We start from the raw sequence: 16,544 nt of genomic DNA, 5'->3' as shown, positions 1-16,544 counted from the left end.
CTTTCTCGGGGCGGTCTGCGGGACCGGGACACGGGACCCGGCGGGAAGCGATGGGCCGAGCGTCAGGCCCCGGACGGCACGGCGTCGTCGGCCGTGTCCAGCCGCACGGTGTCACCGGTGGCGGCGGATTCGAGCACCGCGGCGGCCACCTCGACCGTCCGCAGGCCCTGGCGGAGCGTCGAGATCTCGTGCGAGCGGCCGAGCACGGCGTCCCGGAAGAACTCGTGCTCGACGAGGAGCGGCTCCCGCTTGGGGATCGCGTAGCGGATCATGTCGCCCTCGGCGACGCCACGGAACGCCTGCAGGGCCTCCCACTCGGTCGCGACGGCCGCGTTGGAGTGGAAGGTCAGGTCCGCGGTGAGGGTGTCGGCGATGAAGCAGCCGCGCTCGCCGGTGACCGAGGTGAACCGTTCCTTGAGCGGACTCAGCCAGTTGACGAGGTGGTTGACCATGGTGCCGTCGGCCAGCTGCCCGACGGCGGCGACCATGTCCTCGTGCGGGCGGCCGCTCTTGGAGACGGTGTGCGCGGAGACCGACACGTAGGGCTTGCCGGTGACCCAGGCGGTCAGGTCGATGTCGTGGGTCGCCAGGTCCTTGACCACGCCCACGTCGGCTATGCGGTGCGGGAACGGCCCCTGCCGGCGGGTCACGACCTGGAACACCTCGCCCAGCTCACCCGCCTCCAGGCGGGCCCGCAGGCTCTGCAGCGCCGGGTTGTAGCGCTCGATGTGGCCGACGCCGGCCACCAGGCCGCGGGCCTCGAACGCCTCGACCAGGCGCCGCGCGCCCTCGACGGTGTCGGCCACCGGCTTCTCGACCAGCGCGTGCACCCCGGCCTCGGCGAGCTGCAGGCCGACCTCCTCGTGGAGCGCGGTCGGGCAGGCCACCACGGTGTAGTCGACGCCCAGCGCGACGAGCTGCTCGACGGACTCCAGGACCGGCACGCCCCGCGAGACGCCGAACTTGTCGCCCATCGGGTCGACGACGGCGACCAGTTCCACGCCGTCGAGTTCGGACAGGATCCGGCAGTGGTGGCGGCCCATGGACCCCAGGCCGACGAGACCGGCCCGCAGCTTCGCCTCACTCACAGTGTGTCTCCCAGGGTGTTCACGGCGTCGGCGATGCGCACGAGGTCGGCGTCGGTCAGCGACGGGTGGACCGGCAGCGACACGACCTGGGCGGCGGCCCGGTCGGTCTGCGGCAGGTCCCAGGTCCGGCCGGCCTTGCGGTCCGGCTCCCGGTACGGCGTGAGCCGGTGGATGGGGGTCGGGTAGTAGACGGCGTTGCCCACTCCGGCGGCCGTGAGCCGCTCCTGCACCGCGTCCCGGTCCATGCCCTCGGGCACCCGCACGGTGTACTGGTGGTAGACGTGCCGCGCACCCTCGGCGACCGGCGGCGTCACCAGCGCGCTGATGTGCTCGTCAAGGTGGGCGGCGTTGGCGCGGCGGCGGTCCGTCCACTCGGCGAGCCGCCCGAGCTGCACCCGCCCGATGGCCGCGGCGACGTCCGTCATCCGCATGTTGGCGCCGACGATCTCGTTGGCGTAGCGCTGCTCCATGCCCTGGTTGCGCAGCAGCCTGAGGGTGCGCGCCACCTGGGGGTCGGCGGTGGTGATCATGCCGCCCTCCAGGGCGTGCATGTTCTTCGTCGGGTAGAAGCTGAACGTTCCGGCGGTGCCGAACGCGCCGACCGGAGTGCCGTTCAGCTGCGCCGCGTGGGCCTGACAGGCGTCCTCGACGACGGCGAGGCCGTGCTTCTCGGCGATCGGCAGAAGCCGGTCCATGGCCGCCGGGTGCCCGTACAGGTGGACCGGCATGACGGCGGCGGTGCGCGAGGTGACGGCCGCCTCGACCGCGTCGGGATCGAGGCAGAAGCTGCCGGGTTCGATGTCGGCGAAGACGACGTCGGCGCCGACCAGGCGGACGGCGTTGGCGGAAGCGGCGAAGGAGAACGAGGGCACGATCACCTCGTCGCCCGGGCCGATACCGAGGGCCATCAGGGTCAGCTGGAGCGCGGAGGTCCCGGAGTTGACGGCGACGCAGTGGCGCCCGTCGACCAACTCGGAGAACTCCGACTCGAAGGCGGCCACCTCGGGCCCCTGCACGACCCTGCCGCTGCGCAGCACGCGCACCGCGGCCTCGATCTCCTCATCGCCGATCACCGGCCGAGCAGCCGGGATGGACTCCAGGGCGTCCGCCATCGGCGTCCTCCTCTTCAACGGCCTTGTCGCCGCACGACATACCTGAGCCGGGAGGTGGCCGCCGTGGCACGTTCGTCCGCTTCCCGTGGATCACCGGTGCTACGGGACGGCGTACAGGTCTCCGCCGAATCCCCCGCCGACGGGGTGCTCTGAGGGAGAGTCAGCCGCGAGCGGGACGTCCGGCGTGCTCGTCGGCTGTGGTCCTCGGCAAACGCCTGGGTGTACGTCTCGGCAGCGGCCGATACCGCCGTTCAGGCTATCAAAAGGCGCACGTGCGTTCCCCTGTCCGCCACCCCTCCGTAACCTCGGGCGTTCGACCGGGGTCCGAGCGGGCCGGGTGCGCTCGCGCGGGCAGCGGCGGCGCGGCACCGGAGGCGCCAGGTTGTACAGACGGGCGATGCCGAGCACGGCGTGGTGGACGCCGTCGCCCTTCAGGCGTCAGCCGTGCAGGGTCTTCCAGCCGTTCATGCGGCCGCCGCGGGCACACGAGCGCCACCGCCCGAGCCCTCGCCGGCCGGTGGCGCAGCTCCTCCAGCATCCCGGCAACCTCGCGGCTCGCGTACGCGCCGGGGAGGAATCCGTACCAGGGCGACGGCCGCGCCCCAGGATGCGGCCCGGGGCAGGCGGCCCATCTGCACCGGCCCCTACAGACGGGCCACGCCGACCTGCTCGGCGCCCTTGGGGTACCGGCTCGCTGATGTTCGCCTCGAAGGTGACGCGGTGCCGTTCGGGATGCGCGGGCCGTTCAACCTGGTCCGAGGTCAGCGGGCCGTCGATGAGAGCGGCATCCAGCATGGGGAAGGAGGCGGCTGCCTCACCAGCTCTTGTGGTGACGTAGCCGCCTCGTGGTACGCCCTGTCAGACAAGAATTACCCGTGCCATGAGTCTGTGCTGAGATTACCCGCATCATAGCCGTTCATCCACAATTCGGAAGTCGCGGAGATGTCACGCGTACCGGAGTAGGTTGTGCCGAAGCAACCGCGCGTGAAGCCGGGATTGAGCGTCGATTCCAAGCATGAAAAGTCCCAGTTCCCGGCGTATGTGCCACCTGTGTTGTAGTGATGAACGACACCGCGAATAACGGCGGCCTTGGTGCCGCTGTTCTGCACGACAAGCACGGCCTGCGCATCATTCTTGGCGTTACGCACGATGCACGTCTTAAAATTGATATTAAGAGACAGGCGGTGAGTCTTGTAGGGCGAGCAACTCCAGGTTGAGCTTGTGCTCACCTCCTGCCAGTACGGGAACGCTGATGCTGGAGTCGAAGTAGCAAGGCAGGTAAGAACGGCTGCCGAAACTGCCACACAGGCACCAAAAATTTTCGCCTTCATCGGATCCCCTCTCGGTAGTCATGCTCCACTCGGCGTAAGCGCATACCATGGCAGCGCCATGGCACTGCCGTGGTGGTGCAACCGCGCCGCGGAGCAGCGGCATGGCACTCGGGATGCTGGTTTCCGCACAAAGAGCCATCTCCCTGCCGCTTCAACCGCCGATCTTAATCAGACGTACGTGCGAAATTAGGGGCACGTTCAACGATTGTCTTAAAAGTGCCACACGATTGACGAATTTAGCCTCTTGACCAAACGCGCACTGATGTGTCGCGGTCTTCTGGTTCGGTCTAATAGTTCTCCTACTCGCGTAACTTGGCGTTGAAGACCCCGGGGTCGTCGATAAGGTCGCAGTCACCGAACAGGCCATCCACGTACGTGGCTCCAAAGCTCCCTGACTCGTTGTCACTTCACTTGTAAAGTGGCACGACCGGGCTCGGTTTGTAGCGTTTGCAGCGGAGGCTTGAGCTGAACCGCACTACCTCGGTGGCAGTGGTGCTGCCACTTCCGGCGAAGACGCCTGCAGGTAAACCCTGGCTCCGGATTCTGCAGGCTGATCACGCTGAGCGCCGCGGGCTGACCACCGCCGACCTACCGGACGTGACTGTCCTGGTCGACAGGCACAGTACGGTTTTCGTTTCAGGCAGTCGTTGGTCCGGCTTGGAGGAGCGTCCGACGGATCGTCATCGGCGGCCGAAGGCCGGCAACCGATTGCAGACGCCACGTCAGTTGCCGGGCTGCGGTGCGTTCGTCGTTGGTGGTGCAGGGCCGCAGATAGGCCCACTCGTCGAGCAGGGCGCAGTTGTGGCGTTCGACCTTGCCGTTGGTCTGCGGCCGGTAGGCGCGAGCTTGTTGCGACGCCGTCGGGGATACGGCCCTGTACACGCTCGATGAGTAGCCGTCTGCTGGGAACGGTCAGCCGGGCATTACGGTGGAGCACGAAGACCTCCGTGTGGTGAAGTCCTAGAGAACTCCACCACGCCGGAGGTCTTCGCCATGATCAAGCCCGATCGGCATCAACAAGGCTCGTGATCAATACGCGTAGGCCCTCGTCACTCCTCCACCGACGAGCCGACCGAGGACGGCGCCTGCTGGGCCGCCGCCGCGGTCTTCTTGGCCGTCGCCTTCTTGGCCGCGGTCTTCTTGGCGGTCGTCGTCTTCGCCGCCTTCTTGGCCGTGGCCTTCTTCACGGCCGTCTTCTTGGCCGCGGTCTTCTTGGTGGCGGCCTTCTTCGCCGTCGCCTTCTTGGCCGTCTTGCGGGCCGCCGCCTTCTTCGCGGGAGTCGCCTCCGAGGCGGCCTCCTCGGCGGGCTCCTCCGCCGCGGCGGCCGATTCGGCCTCCTCCGCCGGGGCCGACGGGACGACCACGACGGCCGTGTCCTCGGACGCCGTCGGCGCGGTGGCCTTGCGCACGGCGCGGCGGCGCGGACGGGCCGGGGCGGCGGACTCGGCGGGGGCCTCCGGCTGCTCCGCCGGAACCGGAGCCGCTTCGACCGCGACGTCCTGCGGCTCGGCTGCCGCCGCCGGCGCGGCCTCGGACACCGTCACCACGGTCTCCTCGGCACCCGCCGGGGAACCGGCCGGAGCCGACACCTTGCGGGTCGCGCGACGACGCGTACGGCCCTTGGGGGCGGCCTCCTCGACCGGGGCCTCGGCCACGGGCGCCGGAACGGCCGGGGCCTCGACGGCCACGGGCTCGGCCTGAGCCTGTTCCGCCGGCTCCGGGCGCGCCGGGCGCGCGGCCTCGGCGGCCGCCGTGACGTCCTGGGTCGTGGGAGCCGGGGTGCCACCGTCGGCGTGGGCCTTCGGCGCGCCCGCGGGCGCGGACGCCCGCCGGCTCGCGCGGCGCCGCGTACGGCCACGACTCGCCGCGGCCTCCGCCTCGGCGACGCTGCTGTACAGCTCCTCGTCCGGGGCCATCTCCAGCGCGGGCAGCACGATGGGCTCGGCGGCCTCCGCCTCGGTCTCCGCCTCCTCCTCGGCGGTTGGGGCGACCACCTCGGCGGCCACGGCCTCGTGCTCGTGCGGCTGCTCGGCACCGGCGCGGGCGCGCTTGCGGCGCTTGCTCCCGCCGCCACCGCCAACGCTCGGCTGCTCCAGGTGGACGATGACACCGCGGCCGTTGCAGTGCACGCAGGTCTCGGAGAAGGACTCCAGCAGTCCCTGGCCCACCCGCTTGCGGGTCATCTGCACCAGACCCAGCGAGGTCACCTCGGCCACCTGGTGCTTCGTACGGTCGCGGCCCAGGCACTCCAGCAGACGGCGCAGCACCAGGTCGCGGTTGGACTCCAGGACCATGTCGATGAAGTCGATCACGATGATGCCGCCGAGGTCGCGCAGCCGCAGCTGGCGCACGATCTCCTCGGCCGCCTCCAGGTTGTTCCTGGTGACCGTCTCCTCCAGGTTGCCGCCCTGGCCGGTGAACTTGCCGGTGTTGACGTCGATGACGACCATCGCCTCGGTCCGGTCGATCACCAGCGAACCACCGCTGGGCAGCCAGACCTTGCGGTCCAGCGCCTTGGCGAGCTGCTCGTCGATCCGGTACGTGGCGAAGACGTCGACCTCGCTGGTCCAGCGCTGCAGACGCGGCGCGAGGTCCGGGGCGACGTGCGAGACGTACCCGTGGATCGTCTGCCATGCCTCGTCACCGCTGACGATGACCTTGGAGAAGTCCTCGTTGAAGATGTCGCGCACGACCCGGACGGTCATGTCCGGCTCGCCGTACAGCAGCGACGGTGCGCTCGAACCGCCGCCGTTCTTGGCCTTCTTCTGGATGTCCTCCCACTGCGCCTGCAGCCGCTCGACGTCCCTGCGCAGCTCGTCCTCGCTCGCGCCCTCGGCGGCGGTGCGCACGATGACGCCCGCGTCCTCGGGGACGATCTTCTTGAGGATGGTCTTCAGCCGGGCCCGCTCGGTGTCGGGCAGCTTGCGGCTGATGCCGGTCATCGAGCCCTCGGGGACGTACACGAGGTAGCGGCCCGGGAGGGAGACCTGGCTGGTCAGACGGGCGCCCTTGTGTCCGATGGGGTCCTTGGTGACCTGGACGAGGACGGACTGGCCGGACTTGAGGGCGGACTCGATGCGCCGGGGGCCGTTGGCCATGCCCAGCGCCTCGAAGTTGACCTCACCGGCGTACAGCACGGCGTTGCGGCCCTTGCCGATGTCGATGAAGGCGGCCTCCATCGAGGGCAGGACGTTCTGCACCTTGCCGAGGTAGACGTTGCCGACGTACGAGGTCGACTGCTCCTTGTTGACGTAGTGCTCGACGAGCACGCCGTCCTCCAGGACGCCGATCTGCGTACGGTCGCCGTGCTGCCGGACCGCCATCACGCGCTCGACGGCCTCACGGCGGGCCAGGAACTCGGCCTCGGTGATGATCGGCACCCGGCGACGGCCCTGCTCGCGGCCCTCGCGGCGGCGCTGCTTCTTGGCCTCCAGGCGGGTCGAGCCCTTGATGGACTGCACCTCGTCGGACGGCTCGGCGGCCTTGCGGGGCTCGCGCACCTTGACGACGGTGCGCTCAGGGTCGTCGGCGGACGGCTCGTTGTCCGTGCCGCTGTCACCGGCCCGGCGACGACGCCGACGGCGACGGCGGCTGCTGCTGGAGCCACCGCCCCCCTGCCGGCCCTCGTCCTCCTCGGCCGACTCCGCGGCCTCGGCCTCGTCCTCGTCGTCCTCGTCGAGCTGCTCGGCGGTGTCCTCGGCGTCCTGTGCGGCCTGCTCGGCGGCGAGCTCGTCGCTCTCCTCCGCGTACTCGTCCCCGCCGGCCTCGGCGGACTCGCCCCGGCGACGGCGGCGGCCACCGCGACGGCGGCGACGGCGCGAACCGGCCTCCTCGCCGTCCTCGCCCTCGGCGGCTTCCTCGGCCGACTCGGCGGCCTCCTCCTCCGTCTCGTCCTCGGCGGACTCGTCGGCGCTCCCGGCCACCCGGGTCTCGGGCTCCTCGCCACCGGAACCCCGGCGGCGACGGCGGCGGCGCGAGCCGCCCTGCTCAGCCTGCTCGGGCTGCTCGGGCTGCTCCTCCGGAAGCTCCTCGACCTCCGCGGCCTCGGCCGCCGCCGCGGCGGCGGCCCGCTCCGGGGTCTGGAACATCGGCTCGGTGAAGACGGGCGCCTGGAACACGGCGACAGCGGGGCGCGCGGGCCGGCGCGACGACTCGCCGTCGCCGGCGGCGGACTCGGCGGCGGGCTCGGAGAAACCGGTCGCGGCACGCCGCACGACCCGACGCCGGCTGCGCCTCGTCCCGGTCTCCTCGGCCCCGGCCTCGGCGGCGGGCGCCTTGGGCGCCTGCGACTCGTCGGCGGCAGAGGCGGCGGAGGCGACGGCGGCGGGGACCTGGTCCTCGCCGGGAGCCTCGGCGGACCGGGCCGCGGGGGTCTCGGTGACACCCGTGGTCTGGGCGGCGGGCTCGGACACGCGGCGCGTGGCACGCCGGCGGGCACGCCGCGGAGCAGCGTCCTCCACGACCTCGGCGGCGGGCTCGGGGGCCGTGGCCTCCTCGGCGGCGGGGGCCTCGCTCACGGACTCCGCCGCGCTCTCGGGCGAGACGGCGGGCTCGGACGAGGCGGCGGGCTCGGACACGCGGCGCGTGGCACGCCGACGGGCACGCCGCGGAGCAGCGTCCTCCACGGCCTGGGCAGCGACCTCAGGCTCGGCGGTCGTGGCCTCGGCGGCGGGCTCGGGGGCCGTCGCCTCGGGAGCGGCGTTCACCGCGGGGACCTCGGAAGCCTCGGCCGGCGCGGGGGCACCGGCGGGCGTGGACACACGCCGGGTCGCGCGGCGCCGCGTACGAGCGGCGGGCGCGGGCGCCTCCGCCGCCGGCTCGGCGACAGCCTCGGCACTCTCCTGCCGCTCCGCGCTCTCCGCGGGCGTGGCGGGGACGAGCGTCTCGACCGTCTCCGCGGACGCGGTGGGCGCGGACACGCTGCGGGTGGCACGCCGGCGGGTACGCCGCGGAGCGGCGGCCTCGCCGGCCTCCACGGACCCGGCGGACGTCTCGACGGCACCGGACCCGGTGGCCGGCGTCTCGGCGACGGCCGCCGCCGGCACGACGGTCTCGGCGGCAGCCTCGCCCTGGGCGGTCGTGGGGGTCCCGGCGGGCACGGAGACACGGCGGCGCGTACGGCGCGCGGGCGCGGCCTCCGCGGCGGCTTCCACGAGGGCGGCGGCCTCGGCCGCCTCCTCCGTCGCCTCGCCGGTGACCGCCTCGGCCCCGGGAATCTCCTGCTCCTCCACCTGCTCCGCGAGCTCCGCGGAGGCGGCGGCCGGTACGGCCGGAGCGGTGATCTCGGCCGCGGCCTCGGAGGACGCGGCGGCGGGCGGACCCGCCGGGCGGGAAGCGGCACGGCGCCGACGACGCGGCGGCAGGGTGTCGCTCGGAGTGTTCAGTTCTTCGGAACCCTCGATGGGTTCGGTCGGTTCGAGCATGCGGGCGTATCTCCCGTCAGGCTCCCGGGCGCCGCGCCTGGTCCGGCGCCGATCATCGATCGACACCGTTGACGTCCGCGGCCGTGCCATGGGCGCCGGCCGCCGTCCGGGGCGCGGGCGCCGCACGGGAGCTCTCTGTGTCCTGTCTCGCCGGTTCCGTACCCCTTGTCGTGTACGGCCTGGCGAAAGTCTTCTGGTCGGTGCGCTGCCCGACCCAGGTGGCTCCCGAGTACGAGGGCGGCGCTTCGACGTACGTCCCGGTGCGGAACCGTCCCTACGCAGGCGCCTTCGCGGCGGCAGGAACGGCGGCCCCCACTGAATCGGCCGGGGCGGCCAGGTCTGCCTCGCGGTCGGGCGCGAGCGGGTCGGTCACCGTACCGGTCTCTTCATCGAGCAGCCCCTGCGCCAGCCTGGTCACCGCTGCGGGGACCGGCGGCGCCAGGTCGGCCACGGCGCGGAGACCGGACAGGACGTCGTCGGGTCGTACGGCAGGCGTCACGTGCCGAACAACCAGCCGCAGTATCGCACAAGGCTGGTCGCTCGGCCCATCAGCCGCCGAACCGTTCGTTTCCGCACTCTCCAGGTCCACCACCGCGGACCGGGCGTCGAAGGTGCGCATGCCGTTCTTGGTCAGGCGCTGCACTTCCACGGTCTCGGCCCCGTTGAAGGCCGCGACCGCACGTTCGGCCTCGGCCGGGTCCACACCGTCCAGCCGCAGCTCCCACACGGAAGCGGTCAGCCGGTCGGCGAGCCCCGACGTACGGGCCTCGACCGCCTCGACGACGTCCAGCCCGGCGGGCAACGACTCGTCGAGAAGCTCACGCAGACGCTCCGGGTCGCGGGACGCGGTGAGCGCGATCTCCAGGTACTCCGCCTCACTGCCCGTGCCGGTGGGTGCGGCATTGGCGTAGGACACCTTCGGGTGCGGCGTGAACCCCGCCGAGTACGCCATCGGTACCTCGGCACGGCGCAGCGCACGCTCGAAGGCGCGCTGGAAGTCACGGTGGCTGGTGAACCGGAGGCGGCCACGCTTGGTGTAGCGCAGTCGGATGCGCTGCACCGCGGGTGCGGGCGGTGGGCCTTCGGGCTGTCGCTTGCCCAGTGGAACTTCTCCTCGTGTACGGCGGACGGTCCGTGGCACCACCCCGCTACGGCGGGGAGCGTCCGGTCCGGCACCTTTCCGGTGCCGTCCCGTCCGGATCACCCTCGCGTCGGCGGGGAGACTTCGCGCCCGGTCCTTGTCTCTAGAGTACGCGTCTCGGCCACCACAGGATCCCGACGGGCCACCGGCCGGGGTTCCCCGAGGAGCGCCCGGCGCAGGTCGGCTCGGGCCTGCCGGGCGATGTCGCGCGCCGCGGCGAGAGCCTGCCGGGCGGAGTGGCCCACCTGGCGCGCGATCCGCGCCGCGGGGCGCAGGACGGCGTCCCGGACGGCGTGCCCGAGCGGCGTGAGCACCCGGCGGTACGCCCAGCGCACCGGCTCCACGACGAGCCGGCGCAGGACGGCCCCCAGGAACCGCCCGACGGCGAGGGAGATCCACCCGGCCACCCGCCAGGCGTGCCCGAGGGCGTCCGCCACCTCCCGCCCGACGACGGCCAGGGTGCGACCGACGGGGACGAGCACCCACCGGCACAGTCCCCTCCCGCACCGGGCGAGTCCGCGGCCGGCCGGCGTGAGGACCCACCGCCACAGCGCGAGCGCGGGCAGGACGAGCAGGACACGACAGGCCCAGTACAGAACCGCACCGACCCCGGCGGCCGCCGCCGCGAGAACCCACCACACTCCCCTCGCACACCGGGCGAGCGCACGGCCGGCCGGCGTGAGGACCCACGTCCAGCACCACTTGCCGGGGGCCACGAGGAGCCACTGGACGAGCCGGGCAGTGCCGGCGAACACCGCTGCTCCCACGGCGGCGAGCACGAGCCCGAGCCTTCGCAGCACCCACTCGGCCGCACGCCCGATCGGCGCGAGCACGCGCGCGTACACCCACGCCAGCACGTCCCCGGCTCTCCGCGCGAGCCACACGAGCGCGTGCCCGATCGGCGTCAGCACCCACCGGTACGTCCATACGAGCGGTACGACGACCAGTACGCGCCCGAGCCGAGCGAGCGCCCGGCCGAGCGGCCGCAGCACGGTGTCGCGCAGCAACCGCCCGCCGACGACGAGCGCGTCCCACGCCATGCGCACCGGCACGACCAGCACCAGCACCACGATCCGTACGGGCATCCGGACCGCCACCACGAGGCACCCCTCGGGCGGCCGCTCCCCGGCCCCCCGCTTCTCCAGTTCCATACCCGAGAGGACGCGGCGACGCTCCCGCCGGATCCACGAGGCCCACACGTCACTCGGCAGGAATCCGCAGAGGCCGGACCCCGATCCCCCTCTGGCCGCACACGACAACCCCGCCGCACACGACAACGGAGCGGACCGAACCGGCCCGCTCCGCCCGCGCTGCGCCTCGGATCACTCGTGAATCGCCTTACTTGTGAATCGTCGCGCAGGCCTTGGTCCCCGGGTAATTGTGCCAATACCCGCAGATCTTGCTGCCGTCCGCCGCCGAAAGCCCCCAGGTGGTTCCGACCGTCTTCTTCTCGACCCGCGCGGCGCTGACGGTTTGGCTCATAAAACCACCCGACCCGTCCGTGAAGTCGATGTGCGCGTAATCGGTCCAGGCCCGGTTGTTCGACTGCTTGGACAGATAGAAGCTGTCCACCTTGAGCCCGGTCCCGTTCACCGTGATACAAACCGACCCGGACCCGTCCGTGGATCCCGCGTTTCCGGTGCAGTTCGTGGCGCTGAACGGAGTGACATCCACCGCCTGGGCATTTCCGCCGAACATCGTGACACCCATGACAGCGGCGGCGATTGCGGTCAGAACCTTCTTCAAGTGGCTTCACACCTCAAGCGATTGATCGGCAAGTGACAGGTCATATAAACAATCCGCCACACACCGCAGCCACTCGTTTCCGGCCTTGATCTGACCGGTTCCCCACTTCTCAAACACGTTGAAGCCCCCTCCCGGCAGGGAAGGGGCTCAACCGGCTACGCAGCCGGACGCGAGTACCTCGCGCAGCTCAGTGCGCGTGACCGCTCGACGCAGGTGCCGGGGCCGCGTTCCCGACCGTCAGAGGCAGCAACTTGATGGCGGTCGAGGGCGCTTGCCGTTGCATCAGTCGGCCTCATTGGGCCGGGCCAAGTACTTCGTCGACGCTTCGCGGCTCCGTGCGCGGCTGTTGGTTGAGCTTGTGGCGCGCCAGGGAGGATCGCCGGTAGACCTCCTTGCGGGCCCGCATGATGTTGCCCAGGGGCGCGTGCTCGGCGGTGACCCGCCAGGGCGTGAAGGACAGTGCGTCCATCTTCTCCAGATTCCCCGGCTCGGAGATGTCCTGCCGCGGCAGCCGCAGCTTGGCCACGGTGACGGACGGCGAGAGCTGCTCGGGCCACTCCACGGTGGTGTCCTCCACCGGCATGCGCTCCAGGTCGGTGCAGAGCTGGACCTGGATGTCGAAGGCGTAGGGCCGCTCCTGCAACTCGGCTTGCAGGGCCGGTCGGAAGACCTCCACCCCCGAGGTCGGGTCGATGGCACGCCGGACCACCGCGGCAGCGGAGGACGGTTCGGGGGTGATGCGCACCTTGGCGATGTAGTCCCCGTGCCGGACCGCGCCCATCGTCCAGTAACTCGAAAGCAGCAGGTTCGCCGGAGGGGTCTTGGACAGACGCAGGAAGGCCAGGAACTCGTCCCACGCCCAGTTGTCCTGGTCCAGTGTCCCCTTTCCGGTCACGAACTCGGTGAAGAAGCGATGTGCTCCGGGACGGCCCTGGGAGAAATAGGCCGGCGCGGTCAGGAACAGTTCCTGGATGAACAGGTAGTGCTCGACTGTGTTGCAGAAGAAGATCGGTCCGTTGATGTTGGCGTAGTCGAATGTGCCCGTGTCCGGTTCGTCTTCCAGCAGGGTCGGGCCGGGGATGTCGAACATCTTCAGCGCCAGTCCGGTGGCGGCGCCCAGCCGCGCGTCGGCTCCGGCGTGAGGCGAGCCGTTGGAGAAGCGAATGAGCGCATCGTGGGTTCCCGGAGTCGCGTAGATTCCTTGGGCGTACTCGGGGGGCAGTCCGTCCAGGATCTCCACTTCCCCTCGGACCAGCCCGTAGCCCTTGGCGTGGGCGTCGCGAAGGGCCCGCCCGGTGCCGCCGGCCTCGACCGACTCGGCGATGTAGCTCTCGGTCTTCTCGATCACCGTCTGCACGTTGCGGTCGAAGTCCGGGTCGTCGTCTTCGACGTCAGGCGTGTAGCGGACGAACTGTGCGGCCATGACTTCGACCTCTCCTCCCGGAGACCGTGATCGCACCTCAGGGGCAGGGAATTGCCCTCAGCCCTCCAGTTCGGCGAGCCAGCGCAAAGCGCGCAGCCCCGGCACAAAGCAGTACTCGCCGCCCCGGGTGACCACGAAGCTGGGCAGGTTCCGCAGACGGCGCCGGACCGGCTTCTCCGGGATGGTGACGCTGCCGGTTCCGCCGTGATGCCCGGCCACGGGGTCCTTCTCGCCGGGGTAGCCGATGAAATTGCCGTCGTTGACCCATTCGGCCTTGATGAACTCAAACTGCCGTTCCAGATGGGCCCCGAGGAAGACTCCGACCAGGCCCCGGTCGGCGCCGTCGTCCTCGAGCACGCCCTCCGGCAGCGGCGGGCCGTAGGTGGTCCCACGGCGGATGAGGCGGTGCATCCGCGCATCGCCGATGATGGTGGAATCACGAGGGTTGGTACGCCGGATGTGCGCACCGGCGGGGCACCGGTACCCCCGGTCGTCGTTCTCCCGGTACAGGAAGTCGTTGACGCGGTGCGCATCAGCCGCCAGCTCCGGATCATCGTGCTCCGGGGTCAGCGTCAACGGCGCTCCGCTCGGCCAGCGCCCGACCATCTTGGCCGCCAGGAGTGCCTCCTCCTCGGCGCTGGAGCTGTTCGCGCGCAGGTACCGGCGCCAGGCCGCCACGTTGGTGTGGATCTTGCGGACGGCCGCGTAGGTCCCATTGCGCCCCAGCACATCGGGGCTGGGCATGGGCGGCAGGCTGCCGGTTTCATCGGGGTAGCCGAGGATGAACTCGCCGGCCTTGATGGGGGCCTCCCGCGGGTTGGAACCGGGCAGTCCGACGCCCTCGATGTTCGGATGGCTGATGCCGTCACGGAAGCCGAAGGTGGTGCGCCCGGTCGGGAGCTGGTGGACGTCCTGCTGCCAGATCACCCGGACACCGGGTGTCTCCTCGAAGGCGACACGGGCCCGCTCCAGCTCCTTGTCCAGCTGTGCCGTATCGGAGGAGAGGGCACTCAACGCGATGTGGACATCGCCCGTTCCGAACGGTGCCTCCCAGTGGGCCGGCGCGCTCTCGCCCACGTCGCCGATCAGCTCCGCCCGAGCGGCCATGCCCTCACGAAACGCTCGCGGAAAGCTGTCCAGCGACTCCTGGGGCACCCCCAGGGCCCTCAGCCCCTCGTAGGTGAACGCCACAGCGACCCAGGCATCCTGGCTCCGGTCCGCGCTGGGCAGACCACCCGAGGTCACCGGGAGCAGCCGCCGCAGCAGGGCGCGTCCGGCATCACGGTCATCGACACGCAGGAAGACGAACTTTCCCTCGTACGGCACGGGCCTCGGACGCAGCGCCCCGCTCTGGACGTCGTCGATCTCGATGCTCACGCCGGCCGCGCTGCCGCTGTCCGCTGTGTTCATGATCGCTTGTGCCCTCCACATCGGTCGCTAGGCCGAGGCTTCCTCCAACAGCTTCCGGAAGGCAGGCGTGGCCACCAACTCCGCGTTGGCCGGGTTCTCCAGGGCCGACCGGAACTCGGGGGTGTCCAGCACCTCCTGGAACGCGTCGTCCACACGGTGGTCCTTGAAGATCTGCTGAACGGTCAGATCGGGATAGGCGCTGACGAAGACCCCCGCGGGCGCCTGGTGGGCGATGAACCAGTCCTTCACCCCGGGATCCTTGACGCCGGGGAACCCCACGCTGTGCGAGAAGACCTTGTCGAAGCGTTCCCCGACCACCGTCTTGGCGAAGTCGTCGATGTACGTGTCCCAGGAGCCGTCGAAGACGCTGGCGAACATGAAGCGGGTGTCGTTGTCGAAGATCACATGCCGTGCGTCATGCAGGGTGCCGATCTGACGCAGCGCCGCATGGACCCTCTCGTCATCCGCCGCGTCGGCCATCGCGGCGAGATCCTCACGCAGCGCGTCCGCATGGCCCGGCTTGATCTCGGTGAAAACGGTGAACTCGCTGCAGACCCCATCCGACCTGCCCGGCCGCTCGGGGCGCGCCGGCTGGGCTGCACCTGTCGTCGCAGTCATCGTGAAACTCTCCTGCCACGGTTCGGTGCGAGGGTCGCCAAGCACCCGGACATGAGGCGCCATCGCCCCCACATGTCAATCCTCACCACGGATGCACCGCCTCGCATCCCGGGCCCTGGGCACTGTGGTCACCCGAGGTGGATGACCGGGAGAGTCCGGCACTACGGCGTCCAGCCTGATCCCTCCCGCCCCGAAAAGCACCCGAGGACAGATCCGGCCGAGCGCAGGAAGATGGAATGGACGTGCCGAGTACGTCGTCGTCACCATTCCCGGGCAGCCGCTTCCGCGCGGCCGTGGAGACGGTGGCGCGACCGATCGCACACCGACCCGTTGCGCCGCCGAGGCGGTCGGGGCACCCTCTCGCGCCAAGCCCTGCTCACGCGCCAAGCCCTACTCAACTGGATCGCCACCCTGACCTCACGCGGAGGCAACCATGGGCGCAGTTCTCGGTGACGTGCTGGGTTTCGCGGCGGCCGTCGCGGTCAGTCCCCTCCCGATCATCGCCGTCATCCTCATACTCGCCACGCCCCGAGGACGTCTCAACGGCGTCCTCTTCACCGTCGGCTGGATCCTGGGACTCGCGGCACTGGGCGCGGTGATGCTGGCGATCGCTTCCCCGGCAGGCGCCTCCGCCCGCAACCACCCGGCCACCTGGGTGGGAGTCCTCAAGCTCGTCCTGGGCCTGTGCCTCGTCCTCTTCGGCGCCCGGCAATGGCACCGGCGCCCAAGGGATTCCTCGCAAGCTCAGCTGCCGAAGTGGATGAGCGCGATCGACCGCCTCACGCCGGTCAAGGTCTTCGCACTGGGGCTGGCCCTGGCCGCGCTCAACGCCAAGAACGCCCCGCTGACCATCGCCGCCGGCGCCGCGATCGGCTCAGCCGGCCTGCCGGTAGGGCAGCAGATCGCATCTCTGGCGATCTTCGTCCTGATCGCCACCCTCGGCCTGCTGGCCCCACTGGGAGTTTTCCTGCTCGGGGGAGAGCGGGCCAGGACCACGCTCGGCAGCTGGAAAAACTGGGCAGCTCAGCACAATGTCGCCGTGATGGCGGTCCTGTTCTTCGTCCTCGGGCTGAAACTGCTCGGAGACGGCATCTCCATCCTCACCTCCTGACAGGCTTACTCGCGGCGCCCGGATACCGGCGAGCCCCCTCCCCATCAGGGAAGGGGGCTCAACAGGCCACGCGGCAAAGGCAGCGGCCACCTCGTCCTCGCTCGCCCCTACCAGCGCCTCAACCACCCGTTCGAGTGCCTC

11 protein-coding genes and 2 pseudogenes are annotated in these 16,544 nt (G+C 70.8%); 1 reads left to right on the top strand and 12 read right to left on the bottom strand.

Annotated elements, in window-relative coordinates; translation table 11 throughout:
* Positions 1-62: 62 nt before the first annotated feature.
* From TNCT6_RS20925 to TNCT6_RS20865, 12 genes and pseudogenes are all read right to left on the bottom strand, one after another.
* Positions 63-1,088 carry a Gfo/Idh/MocA family protein gene (locus tag TNCT6_RS20925; protein WP_141360954.1) on the bottom strand — a complete coding sequence of 342 codons (1,026 nt, stop codon included), beginning with the start codon at positions 1,086-1,088 and terminating at the stop codon, positions 63-65.
* Positions 1,085-2,200, bottom strand: a complete 1,116-nt coding sequence (locus tag TNCT6_RS20920; protein WP_141360952.1) for a DegT/DnrJ/EryC1/StrS aminotransferase family protein — start codon at positions 2,198-2,200, stop codon at positions 1,085-1,087. Before TNCT6_RS20920 ends, TNCT6_RS20925 begins: the two co-directional genes overlap by 4 nt.
* Before the next feature lie 375 nt (positions 2,201-2,575).
* Positions 2,576-2,671 (bottom strand): annotated as a pseudogene (locus TNCT6_RS42100) (IS5/IS1182 family transposase); the annotation flags it as partial.
* Positions 2,672-3,069: 398 nt separating this feature from the next.
* Positions 3,070-3,348: a hypothetical protein gene (locus tag TNCT6_RS40985; protein ID WP_253266177.1), complete on the bottom strand. Its 279-nt coding sequence runs from the start codon at positions 3,346-3,348 to the stop codon at positions 3,070-3,072.
* 915 nt (positions 3,349-4,263) lie between these two features.
* Positions 4,264-4,383 (bottom strand): annotated as a pseudogene (locus TNCT6_RS40980) (IS481 family transposase); the annotation flags it as partial.
* Positions 4,384-4,580: 197 nt separating this feature from the next.
* The gene (locus TNCT6_RS20895) at positions 4,581-8,954 is read right to left on the bottom strand and encodes an Rne/Rng family ribonuclease (protein WP_141360948.1); all 4,374 of its coding nucleotides are present in this window, start codon (positions 8,952-8,954) and stop codon (positions 4,581-4,583) included.
* Positions 8,955-9,228: 274 nt separating this feature from the next.
* Entirely contained in the window at positions 9,229-10,014 is a 786-nt protein-coding gene (locus TNCT6_RS20890; RefSeq protein ID WP_141360946.1) for a TIGR03936 family radical SAM-associated protein, read from the bottom strand.
* A 140-nt stretch (positions 10,015-10,154) separates the two neighbouring features.
* Positions 10,155-11,246: a hypothetical protein gene (locus TNCT6_RS20885; protein ID WP_141360944.1), complete on the bottom strand. Its 1,092-nt coding sequence runs from the start codon at positions 11,244-11,246 to the stop codon at positions 10,155-10,157.
* Positions 11,247-11,433: 187 nt separating this feature from the next.
* Positions 11,434-11,841 carry a hypothetical protein gene (locus tag TNCT6_RS20880; protein ID WP_141360942.1) on the bottom strand — a complete coding sequence of 136 codons (408 nt, stop codon included), beginning with the start codon at positions 11,839-11,841 and terminating at the stop codon, positions 11,434-11,436.
* 292 nt (positions 11,842-12,133) lie between these two features.
* A complete protein-coding gene (locus TNCT6_RS20875) occupies positions 12,134-13,264 on the bottom strand; it encodes a catalase family protein (RefSeq protein WP_141360940.1) in 1,131 nt (376 codons plus the stop codon).
* A 57-nt stretch (positions 13,265-13,321) separates the two neighbouring features.
* Complete coding sequence (locus tag TNCT6_RS20870; protein WP_141360938.1) at positions 13,322-14,674, bottom strand: Dyp-type peroxidase; 1,353 nt, start codon at positions 14,672-14,674, stop codon at positions 13,322-13,324.
* Positions 14,675-14,701: 27 nt separating this feature from the next.
* Positions 14,702-15,292: a hypothetical protein gene (locus TNCT6_RS20865; protein WP_253266176.1), complete on the bottom strand. Its 591-nt coding sequence runs from the start codon at positions 15,290-15,292 to the stop codon at positions 14,702-14,704.
* Positions 15,293-15,725: 433 nt separating this feature from the next.
* Between TNCT6_RS20865 and TNCT6_RS20860 the strand changes: the two genes are divergently transcribed.
* Positions 15,726-16,403, top strand: a complete 678-nt coding sequence (locus TNCT6_RS20860; protein WP_141360934.1) for a GAP family protein — start codon at positions 15,726-15,728, stop codon at positions 16,401-16,403.
* The last annotated feature ends 141 nt before the right edge of the window (positions 16,404-16,544 follow it).

Source organism: Streptomyces sp. 6-11-2 (assembly GCF_006540305.1).
GTDB lineage: Bacteria > Actinomycetota > Actinomycetes > Streptomycetales > Streptomycetaceae > Streptomyces.
The sequence above is the reverse complement of the archived record's forward strand: the minus strand, read 5'-3'. Positions and strand labels throughout refer to the sequence as shown.